Below are 11,905 nucleotides of genomic sequence, written 5' to 3'. Positions count from 1 at the left end.
CATGCTGATCATTATTGGAAACCAAAAGGGGGGTGCTGGGAAAAGTACGCTCACGTTATTACTTGCTAATTTTCTTACGCTTGTTAAAAAAAGGCGGGTTACTGTTATTGATATGGACTACCAGCAGTCGCTGGCGCAGAAATATGAAAAAGCAAAAATACTGGAAAATGCTGAACCCTACGAGGTGATTGCAGCTGGCCTGGAACACTTTCCATCGATGTTCACGGTGCTAAGGCAAAGCTCAGAACACATCGTCATCATCGACCTGCCGGGTAAACTGGATGATGATGGCCTGATGCCGGTTTTCGCTGCTGCAGATCTGGTATTGTGTCCGTTTTCTTATGATGAACTGAGTTTTGATTCGACGATACTTTTTTCTGTCGTGCTTAAAAAAATAAATAAGGATGTTCCGGTATTTTTTGTGCCCAATCGGATAAAGGGAAACGTAAAGTATGAAACCCAGACGGAGGTGGAGCATCAGTTGATCCGTTTCGGAAACCTGACTGCGCCGATTTCTGATCGGGTGGACTTTCAGCGCACCAGCACCTTTCAGACACCTCTGGTGCTTTATCCCATTATCCTGCCAGTCTTTGAAAGGATTTACGAAAGCCATATCGGTCTTTCAGGCACCTGATTTTTTAGCTAGACAATATTCTATGGAAAAGAAAATAATTTCAATCGCGGATGAACTGCGCAGGTCAATCTCGCTGCCTGCTGAAGAAAACCCGGCCAGCCATGAGGTGACCGAAAGGTCCGTTCCCCATCGGTCAAAACGAGGGACGGAAAAGGCCGTCAATAATAGAATCAAGTTTTCCTGTGCTGCCGAAATACTGGAGGCGATGAGCGGGTTTGACTGTTCAGCCAATACGCACATGCTCCATCCCAGGCTGGATTTCAGAACGGTAAAACTGTTAAACAGTTTTAAGCTGGCCTCAGGTATTGATATGAACCGTTTTATCGCTTTTTCTATCCACTACCTGTTTCTGCAGCACCCTGAACTAAAAACTTATATCAAACAATCTTTAGAAAATTTTGAACTATGACATGGACACAATTTATAATTTATATCAGTGGAGCATACTGCTTTTATTATGGAGCCAACCTGTTCTTTGATTATTCCAGGATCAGTATGGCTGGTAAGGCCGGCGATACGGACGTGATTTCCGTCGGCCTTTCTTCTTCTGATCTACCCAGGAAAATAGCAATAGAAGATCTGGATCCCGGGTTTTCAGAAATCGCTTACTTTATCGGGGAAGGGGATGGGGACGCGGCGGATTCACCTATTGTATCCTCTGGGGGGATTTCCATTGGGAAGCTCTTTGAGCTTGCCCGGAATGAATCTATTGAATACACCAGATCGGTCAGCTTTTAATTATGGGATGGTTTAAGTTATTGCTGTTGGTAGTGGGATTGATTACACTGGCTTTTTTTCCTTTGATCATTTCTGCCCAGCCCGGGCTTACCGAAATGCAGCAGGCGCGTTCGTTTATCCGGGATTCCTTCTTTTCAATGCGCGACCTCTCCTATGTAATTGCGGCACTGGTTGCGCTGAGTGGCGCGGTGATGGTCTATCATAAATGGCAGATGGGTAAGGACGTGGGAATGGATATTTCAGCCTGGTTTTTCTCCTCGATCTTTGTGCTTTTGACAGGAGCTTTTCTTTCCCAGCTACTCGGTATCTGATGCTGTTTTCTTTAATGTTATGGCCTTTAAGGGCTTTTTTTATTTATATCCATTTATCTTTTAATCAATATTGTTATGAAAAAAATCAAGAACATCCGGTTTGTGATCTTTCTTTGCCTCACCACTATCTTCGGCTATGCCGCGGCCCAAAGTGGGGTAGCCGGGCTCAATACAGCGACTTCGACTTTAAAAACCTACGTTGATCCCGCGACGAATATTGCCCTGGTGATCGGCGGTATTGTAGGCATCGTTGGCGGGATCAGAGTGTATTCCAAATGGAATAGTGGTGATCAGGATATCAATAAAGAACTGATGGGCTGGGGCGGTTCCTGCCTTTTTCTGGTGCTTTCTTCTCTGATCGTAAAAGCTTTCTTTGGATTATAAAATATGGAGGCCAAAAGATATAAAGTTTACAAGGGCCTTCAACGACCACTTACCTATAAAGGTTTTAAGGGAAGATTTATTTATTGGGGCTTAGGCATTTTACTTCTTTCCCTGTTAGTTGGCGCATTGTCAATGGCGTTGGTGAGTATGTACCTCGGGGCGGTACTCATGATCGGTATGATCGTTTCCGGATTTTTCTGGCTGGCCCACCGCCAAAAAAAAGGGCTTTATGATAAAAATAAATTATTGGGGATTTTCCTGCACCAATGTAACCTTCAAAAATGCTATCGATATGTCAGGCAAGAATGAATTTAAACTTCCCTACCTGGGCGTTGATGCCGGGTTCGGCGAAGATTTGCTCTATGGAATGAATGGGGAATTTTCAGTGGTGATCAAGATGGAAAACCCTGTTAGTCAATATGGGGCTGACGCGGAAGCCTTTGAAAATTTCCATTCAGTTTTTATGAACCTGATGGGAATCATCGGAGAGGGGCATATCCTCCAGAAGATCGATGTGGTTTCAAAGGCTGTTTACCATGCTGCCCCGGCAAAAGAATATCTGCAGCAGTGTTACAATGACCATTTTGCTTGCCGTATCTTCAATAAAGTGCAGACTTATCTGGTGATTACCCGGCAGCCTTCATTATCGCGTTTTTATAAGTTTGATAAAACGGCCCTGCGGGATTTTCAGCAGATGATATCCAAGGTGACGGGTGTCCTTGCTGCCGGGGGCATGATGCCTATATTCTTGCGGGAAAGGGAAATCAATAAGCTTGTTCTTCGGACGATGGCAATGAATTTTTCTAATGGCCCGGTAGCTTTGGAGAATTATAAGTCCGCGGAGACTGAAATAGGCCTTGGGGAGAAGACCATCCGTTGTATTCCGCTGATAGATATCGATCAGATCGAGCTTCCCCGCGAAATCCCTGTTTTTGGCAATCTTGCGGAGGGAGGTAAGGTGAGGGATTTTCCGATCGATATGCTTTCTTTTCTTTTCCGGGTTCCGGATTTTGACTGTCTGCTTTATAACCAGGTGATTGAAATCCCTTCCCAAACCAAAGTGCTCTCCACACTGGAACTTAAAAAGAAACGTCATTCGGGGATCTCCGATCCGGTAAACAGTATTTGTGTGGAAGATATTTCAATGCTGCTTGATGACGTGGCCAGGGACAACCAGTTACTCGTCAAAGCTCATTTTAACATTACGGTCTGTGCTAAGAATGGACATATCTCCAAAAGCTGCAATTTTATAGAAAGTGCGCTTTTTCAGATGGGTATTGTGCCTTCAAAGAACGCCTATAACCAAATGGAGCTCTTTCGGACCTGTTTGCCCGGAAATGCTGTTGAGCTTAAAAAGTATGACCTGTTTTTAACCACCGCTCAAGCTGCCCTATGTCTGTTTTTTAAAGAGGCTACCCAAAAAGATGAAAATTCCAATTTTTTGATCCGTTTTACCGATAGAAAAGGTGTGCCTGTCGCAATCGATCCGGAAGATTCGCCAATGGCAACCGGAAGGATCAATAACCGTAATAAGTTCGTGCTGGGACCTTCCGGCACAGGAAAATCTTTTTTTATGAATTCGCTACTTGAACAGTACCGGCTTTACAATACGGATGTGGTAATTATCGATACCGGGCATTCCTATTCCGGGCTCTGCAGTTACTTTGGCGGAAAATACGTTACTTATTATGATCAGGAACCGATCACAATGAATCCCTTTGCAATGAGCGAGGAGGAATATAATATCGAGAAAAAGGATTTCCTCGCTGCCCTTATCATTCTTTGCTTAAAAGGGCAGGAAGGGTCGGCAACGCAGCTGGAAAGAGATGTCTGGTCAAATGTGATCGGTGCCTATTATGCCAACTGGTTTGGTCCCGTAGAGGGCGTACCGGGAATCAGCGCGCTTTGTTTTGATTCCTTCTATGAGTTTGCACTTTATAAGATCCCCCTCATCATGAAAGAGGAATCAATTCCTTTTGATTTTGACGAGGCGAGGTTTATTTTGAAGAAGTTTTATTCAGGAGGGGAATTTGGTACAATACTCAACAAACCTGGAGATACTTCGCTGTTAAATGAGCAGTTTATCGTTTTCGAGATTGATAATGTGAAGGAGCATAAAATACTCTTTCCACTGGTGACGCTGATCATTATGGATGTCTATATTCAGAAACTGAGACACAGGAATGGATTCAGAAAATTATTGGCAATCGAGGAGGCATGGAAGTCGATTTCTTCACCGCTCATGGCAGGCTTTCTGGTTTTTGTTTATAAAACTGCCCGCAAATTCTGGGGGGAGATTATCACTGTCACCCAGGACCTGGAAGATATCATCGGAAACGAGATTGTAAAAAATACGATTGTCAGTTCTTCTGATACGGTCATATTACTGGACCAGACCAAATTCAAAGACAGTTATAAAGAGATTGCGGCTTTGCTCTCGATCAGTGAAACTGAACAGAAAAAGATTTTTAGTATCAATCAACTGGATAATCGGTCTGGCAGGGGAAGATTTAAAGAAGTCTATATCAGGCGCGGTGCGGTCGGAGAGGTATACGGGGCAGAGGTCTCGCTTGAACAGTATTTATGCTACACCACTGAAAAACCGGAAAAACTTGCTGTAGAAAGTTATGTTTCCCGGATTGGATCTTACCCAAAGGCACTAGATGCATTTGTTTCAGATCTAAAGTCCAGTGGGCTATCCCTCGGGGAGTTCGTGACTTCGGTAAATGTCAGTGCGCAAAAATCAATCAGTTAAACTTTATTATTAATCAATTAGGATATGAAAACAATACTTATGTTTTTGCTTGCCTGGCCGTGCTTTTTTGTCTCGGCCCAGACAATTTATGTTGACCCGTTAACTTCTGGTGCAATTGCGGGCCATGCTTCTGTGATCAATGGACAGTTGAACAGGACAAACGACAATCTGAGCCTGATCTCAAAAGGCCAGCTTGCGGTGACGGGACAGCTACTGATCGTAAACGATCTCCAGGAGCGGATCTATCACGGGCTCACCCAGGTTGCAGCGGTGATGAACAACCTGGTGTCGGTGAAAGAGATCGGTGAGATCGGGCTTGATATTGTAGGGGATGTAGAAAAAACGGTCGAACTGGCCAAGTCTGATCCTGTGCTTTTGCTTTTTGCAGAACAGGGCGCCAGGGAGTTTAAAGTCAGGGCGGTTTCGCTCGGGACTGAGGTCGGCGCTTTTATACTGAAAGGCGGTAAGAGAAACCTGATGGATGCAGGGGAACGTTCGAAACTGCTCAATAATATCGCTAACCAGATGCGGATCCTGCGCGGTACCGTTTATGGAATGCATAGGGCGATGTATTGGGCAAAAATGAAAGGACTGTTTGCGTCACTCAATCCATGGGCAGATTGGGTCAATATGGATGTCAGAATTGCAAACCAGGTTATTTCGGAGGCTAAATACTTAAAAAAATGAAAGGATTTATCATGATCATTTATTTGGTTGTTGGCTGCTTTTTCAATAGCAAGGGGCAGCAGAAAGCGCTTAATATTCCCGGTATCCATCAGCTGGTGAGCGATTCAAAAGCTGAATATGAAAAGCAACAGGCGGCAAGGGACAGGCAGCGTGTAAACCTGATCAATGAGCAGGCGAACAGGACAATGCTGGCCAGGCTTAAAAACAGTTACCGGGAAATACAGGGACGGTTCAATCTGATCGGTACGGCAACGGTTGCCATGGACATCGGATTAAAAGCGGTTCCATTGGTACAGGGCATCAGCGATGACCAGGTGAAGTTTTATGAGATTGCAAAAAGCAATCCTGCTTTACTTTTACTGGTTTACCAGACCGAGGCCGAATTTCTTTCACGGTCGAAAGATCTGCTTTCTTTTCTGCTAGGGTTAACGATAAGCATCGGGGCAGTCAACCAGATGAAGGTTTCGGATAGAAAAATCCTGTTTGACTTTGTTCTTGCTGAACTCTCGAAGCTGCGTGCATTGTCAGGTGGCCTGGTAAATATCATTTCTTATGGAAATATGCGGGCACTTTTTATGGGCCTGAACCCATTGTCAGATTACATCAATACTGACCGTTCACTCATTGAGGACATTATCCGGAACGCCAAATACTTTAAAAAATGAAAAAGGAATTATCTCTGCCGGCTTTGGTGTTGGTTACAGTTTTGGTAATGGGAGCCTTGCCTTTTAAGGGAAATGCCCAGCGGGCGGTCTTCGATTCCAGGCATTTTGGTATTGTCAATGAGAATTTTGCAGTGAGGAGCGCTGCGGAAATGATGCATAACGAATTTCTGGACAGGATAAATACCAGCCTGAAACAGATCAATCTCAATTGCGCTACTGTTGTGGCCGCGCAGGCCATGATCTATGAGGGACTTTCGAATGTTAATTCCGCTTTAACAGGTGGGCTGATGGTCAAAAGCATGGCAGCGGTTTGCGGGGATATATTGAATTATTCTTCCCGGATGACAGAACTGGCTAAATCGCAGCCTTATTTGCTGCTTTTTGCAGAGGAGATGTACCGTGAGATGAATGCTCGGGCAATGAGGTTATTTGGCGAGGTATCGGGATTTGTGCTCAAGAGCAGCAATGATATTTTAATGGATCATGCAGCAAGAGATGCCCTTTTACGAAAGATCAATACCGAACTGCACATTCTTTCAGGGCTGACTTATGGTGCCTGGAAAGCAATGTATTATGCCAAAATTAAAGGCGTATTTTATTCGCTCAATCCTTTTGCTTCATTTATCAATCAGGACCGCTCAATGGTCGGAGACATTATCAGAAATGCTAAATATTCAAAAAGATGAAAAAAATTAGGACAAATAAAATTGCGGTGTTTTTACCTGTTGTCATGTTGTTGATGCTTACGGGGTTAATGTGTGCCGCGCAGAAATCAATCAGGGATGAGAGCATGGTCAATCAGCAGGAACGCATGGTCTTTAAGCAATGGGACCGTTCAAAGTTTACCCCGACTTCGGGATGGCTGGGCATCAATCCCTATTATTGGCTCACCTGGGGACTGCACCCCAATTACCCCAAAACGGACCTGCGTCCCCTGGCTGGCGCCGGGCCACAGTTTCAAAGGTTATCGCTGGCAGGGCTTCAAAAAGATGCTGACCGTTCGTACGAAATTCATTCGGACTCCCTGGCAAAGGTGGCAAAAGAAGAAATCCTGGGGCATTCCGGATTGTTATCCGTTGCTGATCCCTTATGGTTGCTCTACTATGCTCACCAGTTGAAACCTGTAACAGATTTTGATCCGCTACATGCGCTGAAGGGCCTAAGCGCCGGTATCAAGGCCAAGCTCATCGGCGAGGGCAGTTATGAATGGTATAATGGTGAAATGAAGATGCTGGCTGAAAGGCTTGATATGACCAGGAAAAGCAATCAGGACCGCGGCGCAAGGATTCTTTCCTATCACGGGATGCTGATGGATTACCGTAAGCTGATGGGTATCTGGTCAACAAGGGTTTCGACTGCGGGAAGGTTCATCTCTCAGGGGCTGCTTCAAAAGAAGCTCAAAGCCCGGGAAACACTCATCGAAAAGTGGACGGAAAACAGTGATGTTGAAATCGCGAAGGAAGTGTTGCGCAGGCGTAAATATTGATCTATTCTAAACTGCTAATGATGAAAAAATATACAGGGCTTATTTTTATGCTGATGGTATCGGCCATGGGAGCGTCTGCCCAGACTAACGATTACAGGAGGTCATTCGAATTTCTACAGGGTAACGGGGTTTACGAGGAGGGTGTGATGTTTTTTTTAAAGGGGCTGAAAAATTCGCTGTGGGAGCATTTCGATCTTTTTATTACCGATGCCAAGGCATTGGCCGCCATTTTCATGATCATTTTCTTTGCCATTAGATCTTATGAGATGATCTCAGGGGACAAAAAGCTGGAGATTATGCCGCTGCTCCGGCCGTTCGGACTGGTGATGATTATTTTATGGTGGGGTGCTTTTACCAAGGTGATTGCTTTTCCCACTGATATGGTGGCGATGAAAACCGAGGAGATGTATATGAGCGAACAGGCCAATGTCAATAACCTTCGGCTGATCCGCGCTGATTATATGATCAAGGTTGCCAATGCGCTTTACAGCTTTCAGGCGGAGACAGAGCTTGCTGAAAAGGAATCAGATACCTGGATCGGACAGGCATGGGACTCGGTCACCAGTTCAGTAAAAGAGGGGATGTCGACGGTGATCAGTCCGGTCATTGAGCTTAAAAACCGGCTGAAGATCGGTATGCAGCTTTTATTGACGCAGTTATTGGAACTACTTGGTATCTGGATACTCCGCCTGGCGGTTTACGTGCTATTTATCATCCAGATCATTTATTCTGCAATACTGATCATCCTTGGGCCTTTTGCGGTTGCGGCAAGTATCCTGCCTTCTTTCAGAGACTCTTTAACTACATGGATCGCCAGGTTTGTTTCCGTGAACCTGTATTTGGGAATCGGATATCTGGTGATGTACATCATCGCGCTTTTGCAGAAAACGGCGATGACTATGGAGATCAGCAGGTATAAGGAACTGATCGGAGACAATGGTGAAGCGGTGAATATGGAAAAGATGGCCTGGTTTGCCGGAAACGGCATCCTGTCTTTCGGAACGGTGATTTTGAGTTTCCTGATCGGTGCGATCTGCATGTTTACTGTGCCCAGCATCTCTACATGGATCATTTCCACATCGGGGATCAGCTCCGCGGCATCCAATTTCGGACGTGGATCCCAGACCGTTATCGGAATGGCGAAAAAAGTATCCGGAAAATTCTTTTAATTATTTACCCATAAACTGTCTGTTATGATCATTAAAAATATCGAATCCAAGATTCGCTTGGCATCTTTTGTTTCTATTGGGAGCCTGCTGCTTGCTTTTTCCGTAAGTATAACAGTATCCTTTTACGCCTATAAACAGGTTGTTTCTGCCCGAAAAAGCATTTATATCCTGGATAATAATGTGCCGATCCTGGCCAAACAGACCGATGTGCAGATGAACCGTCCGGCGGAATACAAAGCGCATATTGATCTGTTCCATTCGATTTTCTTCTCACTTACGCCTGATGACCGTTTTATTGAATACCAGATGAAGCGGGCAATGTACCTGATCGATGAATCAGGGGCACGCCAGTATAACGATCTTAAGGAAAAGGGTTATTTCAGCTCGGTTCTGTCAAGTAGCTCCGTGCTGACCCTGCAGACCGATTCTATCGTTATTGATCTGCCCCACATGTACTTCAGGTATTATGGAAAGCAGAAAATAGACCGCAGAAGTGTAACGGTTTTACGCTCACTGATTACTGAAGGTTATCTGAAAGACATCCCAAGAAGTGAAAACAATCCCCATGGTGTACTGGTCACCGGTTGGAAAACCATTGAAAATAAAGACGTTGAAAATGTTCAGAAAAATTCGCTCTAAAAGGGCACCGGAAAAAACGGTATGGGCAGACCTCTGGGATGAGCTGGGCCCTTATATTAGAAAAATAAACCATTCATCGATTCTGGTTTTATCCAGGTTTCCACGGACAATATTGGTCTGTATGGTCATTGCGCTGATCTACTCGGTATTATGGTCGTTCAAGCCTGACCGGAAACCTGGAATTCAGAATTCCGCTGTTTTGGGTAGGAAGAAGGATAGTGTTCAAAATTTAAATAGCCGTATACAAGGACTTAATTCCATTTCAAAAAGGGCAGATGAGCTTCGCCGGACCATAACCATCCGGAACAAAGTAGATTCGGTTTTAAACAAAAAGGAGCTTACACGGGCTGATTCTTCTTTTCTGGAAGATGCGCTTCGGGAGCTCAGACTAATCCAAGAACCATGAAAATAAACTTAAAACAGGCCAGGTATGTAGTGCCGTTACTTGCATTACCATTTTTATGCCTTTTCTTTTATGTATACAAAAGTTCGGCAGGCCGCACTCAAACGGTAGTGGCACGGGAGGGGATGAACAGCAATGTTGCAGATATATCAGAACAGGTCAGGCAACGCGGAATTACCGATAAGCTTGATGCTTACCGGGACCGCTACAAGGAGTCGCACGGTAACAGTGTGATAAACAATATCGAGGGCGATGAAAAGGCGGACGTTGCATTTAACGCTGGAAAAGAGAAAAATACTTTTGATTCTATTGACCGTGTACTTAAAAGAAGAGGGACGGTAACCCTAGGTTCTTCAATCGTTCGTTCTGCTGGTATCATGGGTGGCAACAGGGGCAAACCCAAACTTACTGCGGAAGATAGGGCGATGGCGGAGGCACTATCTTCATTGGCTGAACGGGACAAACCTGTCCGGCAGCCTGTCATGGAAAAGGTAATTAAAGCGCCTGACCGGGATCCTATGGAAGTGTTTAAAAAACAGATGTCCTATATGGACAGTATGGGAAAAGCAAATGATCCGGAATATCAGGCCGAACTTAGAAGAAAGGAAAAATTAAAGCTGGCATCGCCTCTCACCCTTGAGCATGTTCAGCCCGTCACCAAAGCCCGAGCTCCTGAAAGTGATTTTAATACCGTTATGGCTGAAAAAGACAAAAGTCCCATTCTTGCCCTGATTGATGAAAATGTTATAGGTTATTCCGGTTCCAGGATCAGGATCAGGATTTTGGAGGATCTTTTTGTCGGTTCCATGCCCCTTAAGAAAGGGACTTTTCTTTATGCGGAGATATCGGGGTTTTCTCAGCAAAGGGTCAAGCTCAGCATCACCTCCATTGCCAGGGAAGATAAAATTATCCCTGTCCGCCTCGAAATATATGACCTTGACGGCCTGGAAGGCTTGTATATTCCTTCATCCAACTTCCGGGAGTTTTCACGTAACCTTGGGAACGAAACGATTCAGGGTTTTTCTACTGAAGGAGGCGCTAAAGAGCAGCAGGAATTCCTGATGAGCACGTTAGACAGGATATTCACTTCAACCTCTTCAGCAATCTCAGGACTGATCAGAAAAAATAAGGCCAAAATTAAATACAATAGCCGGATTTATCTTATCGATCCGCAGTCTTTCCAGAAACAATCAAAATAAAAAATATGAAAAAAATACTTCTCCTGGCTTTAAGTTTTTTGGCCAGCTGGCATTCCATTGGCCAGACTTTTCCATTAGATAGGCCACTTTCTGTGATCTATCTTAAAAAAGATATGACAGTGCATGTGCTGTCACCGGAAAATATACGGTACGTTGATATTTCGACTCCGAATGTTCGTGGTGATATTCCTTTGGGGAACCTGTTGAGATTGAAATTAGTGGATTCCTGTGTATCGGCATTTTCGGCTGTGCTAACCGTTGTTGGAGAAAAAAACATCTCTCAGTTCAGTCTGGTTTATGACAAGGGCAGATCAGACAGCCTTTTCAAGAGCAATCTAGACATCTGCATCGCTGACATGCGCCCCATAGCATTGCCCGATGTCGCGCTTTCTGAATCAGGGGCCAGGAGCTATGCGCTGTCACTCTTCAGGAAATCTTCTTCAGGCGGATCGGTCAAAGCGAATGCATATGGGCTGAAGGCAATGCTGAATAAAATTGCAAGTGTTGGGGATTATGTCTTTCTCGATATCAGTTATTTAAACAGGAGTAACCTTAAGTTCGATATTGATGAAATCAGCTTCAAAATTGATGATAAGAAACAGATCAGGGCCTCGAATAGCCAGTCCATTGATCTCGTTCCTGAGTATGTATTCTCCCAGGTGTCATCTTTTCATAAGTATTACCGGAATGTATTTGTTTTTAGAAAATTCACGTTTCCCGGGAACAAAATCCTTAATGTCACGCTTTCCGAAAAGCAGATCTCAGGCAGGGTACTTTCTTTTGGGATACGATACAGTGATCTGCTGAACGCTGATACCCTTGAACATTAATTCTT

At 44.5% G+C, this 11,905-nt stretch carries 16 protein-coding genes; all 16 read left to right on the top strand.

Annotated features, from left to right (window positions below; genetic code table 11):
* The first annotated feature begins 1 nt into the window (after nucleotide 1).
* The 16 genes from BM107_RS03840 to BM107_RS03765 all read left to right on the top strand — a co-directional run bounded on the left by BM107_RS03840 (nucleotide 2) and on the right by BM107_RS03765 (nucleotide 11,900).
* Complete coding sequence (locus BM107_RS03840; RefSeq protein WP_090980463.1) at nucleotides 2–634, top strand: ParA family protein; 633 nt, start codon at nucleotides 2–4, stop codon at nucleotides 632–634.
* A gap of 22 nt (nucleotides 635–656) precedes the next feature.
* Nucleotides 657–1,043, top strand: coding sequence for a hypothetical protein (locus BM107_RS03835; RefSeq protein ID WP_090980461.1), 387 nt, complete (start codon nucleotides 657–659; stop codon nucleotides 1,041–1,043).
* Nucleotides 1,040–1,372 (top strand): hypothetical protein, encoded by a 333-nt coding sequence (locus BM107_RS03830; RefSeq protein WP_090980459.1) that lies wholly within the window; start codon nucleotides 1,040–1,042, stop codon nucleotides 1,370–1,372. The genes BM107_RS03835 and BM107_RS03830 overlap by 4 nt, the downstream gene beginning before the upstream one ends.
* Nucleotides 1,373–1,374: 2 nt before the next feature.
* Nucleotides 1,375–1,683 carry a DUF4134 family protein gene (locus BM107_RS03825; RefSeq protein WP_090980457.1) on the top strand — a complete coding sequence of 103 codons (309 nt, stop codon included), beginning with the start codon at nucleotides 1,375–1,377 and terminating at the stop codon, nucleotides 1,681–1,683.
* Between the two features lie 75 nt (nucleotides 1,684–1,758).
* On the top strand, nucleotides 1,759–2,067 hold the full coding sequence (locus BM107_RS03820; RefSeq protein ID WP_090980455.1) for a DUF4134 domain-containing protein: 309 nt from the start codon (nucleotides 1,759–1,761) through the stop codon (nucleotides 2,065–2,067).
* Between the two features lie 3 nt (nucleotides 2,068–2,070).
* The gene (locus BM107_RS03815) at nucleotides 2,071–2,376 is read left to right on the top strand and encodes a plasmid transfer protein (protein WP_090980453.1); all 306 of its coding nucleotides are present in this window, start codon (nucleotides 2,071–2,073) and stop codon (nucleotides 2,374–2,376) included.
* Complete coding sequence (locus BM107_RS03810) at nucleotides 2,360–4,822, top strand: TraG family conjugative transposon ATPase (RefSeq protein WP_090980451.1); 2,463 nt, start codon at nucleotides 2,360–2,362, stop codon at nucleotides 4,820–4,822. Before BM107_RS03815 ends, BM107_RS03810 begins: the two co-directional genes overlap by 17 nt.
* Before the next feature lie 24 nt (nucleotides 4,823–4,846).
* The gene (locus BM107_RS03805; protein WP_090980449.1) at nucleotides 4,847–5,509 is read left to right on the top strand and encodes a hypothetical protein; all 663 of its coding nucleotides are present in this window, start codon (nucleotides 4,847–4,849) and stop codon (nucleotides 5,507–5,509) included.
* Nucleotides 5,506–6,174 carry a hypothetical protein gene (locus BM107_RS03800; protein ID WP_090980446.1) on the top strand — a complete coding sequence of 223 codons (669 nt, stop codon included), beginning with the start codon at nucleotides 5,506–5,508 and terminating at the stop codon, nucleotides 6,172–6,174. Before BM107_RS03805 ends, BM107_RS03800 begins: the two co-directional genes overlap by 4 nt.
* Nucleotides 6,171–6,860, top strand: coding sequence for a hypothetical protein (locus tag BM107_RS03795; RefSeq protein WP_090980443.1), 690 nt, complete (start codon nucleotides 6,171–6,173; stop codon nucleotides 6,858–6,860). The genes BM107_RS03800 and BM107_RS03795 overlap by 4 nt, the downstream gene beginning before the upstream one ends.
* Nucleotides 6,857–7,660: a hypothetical protein gene (locus tag BM107_RS03790; RefSeq protein ID WP_090980441.1), complete on the top strand. Its 804-nt coding sequence runs from the start codon at nucleotides 6,857–6,859 to the stop codon at nucleotides 7,658–7,660. Before BM107_RS03795 ends, BM107_RS03790 begins: the two co-directional genes overlap by 4 nt.
* 20 nt (nucleotides 7,661–7,680) lie before the next feature.
* Nucleotides 7,681–8,829, top strand: coding sequence for a TraJ family protein (locus BM107_RS03785; RefSeq protein WP_167543438.1), 1,149 nt, complete (start codon nucleotides 7,681–7,683; stop codon nucleotides 8,827–8,829).
* A gap of 24 nt (nucleotides 8,830–8,853) precedes the next feature.
* Nucleotides 8,854–9,468, top strand: a complete 615-nt coding sequence (gene traK, locus BM107_RS03780) for a conjugative transposon protein TraK (RefSeq protein ID WP_090980437.1) — start codon at nucleotides 8,854–8,856, stop codon at nucleotides 9,466–9,468.
* The gene (locus BM107_RS03775; protein WP_090980435.1) at nucleotides 9,446–9,874 is read left to right on the top strand and encodes a hypothetical protein; all 429 of its coding nucleotides are present in this window, start codon (nucleotides 9,446–9,448) and stop codon (nucleotides 9,872–9,874) included. Before traK ends, BM107_RS03775 begins: the two co-directional genes overlap by 23 nt.
* Complete coding sequence (gene traM, locus BM107_RS03770) at nucleotides 9,871–11,070, top strand: conjugative transposon protein TraM (protein ID WP_090980433.1); 1,200 nt, start codon at nucleotides 9,871–9,873, stop codon at nucleotides 11,068–11,070. Before BM107_RS03775 ends, traM begins: the two co-directional genes overlap by 4 nt.
* Before the next feature lie 5 nt (nucleotides 11,071–11,075).
* Nucleotides 11,076–11,900, top strand: a complete 825-nt coding sequence (locus tag BM107_RS03765; protein ID WP_090980431.1) for a DUF4138 domain-containing protein — start codon at nucleotides 11,076–11,078, stop codon at nucleotides 11,898–11,900.
* The last annotated feature ends 5 nt before the right edge of the window (nucleotides 11,901–11,905 follow it).

This window comes from Pedobacter suwonensis, assembly GCF_900111825.1.
GTDB lineage: Bacteria > Bacteroidota > Bacteroidia > Sphingobacteriales > Sphingobacteriaceae > Pedobacter > Pedobacter suwonensis.
This window is presented reverse-complemented; position numbering and strand designations above follow the sequence as displayed.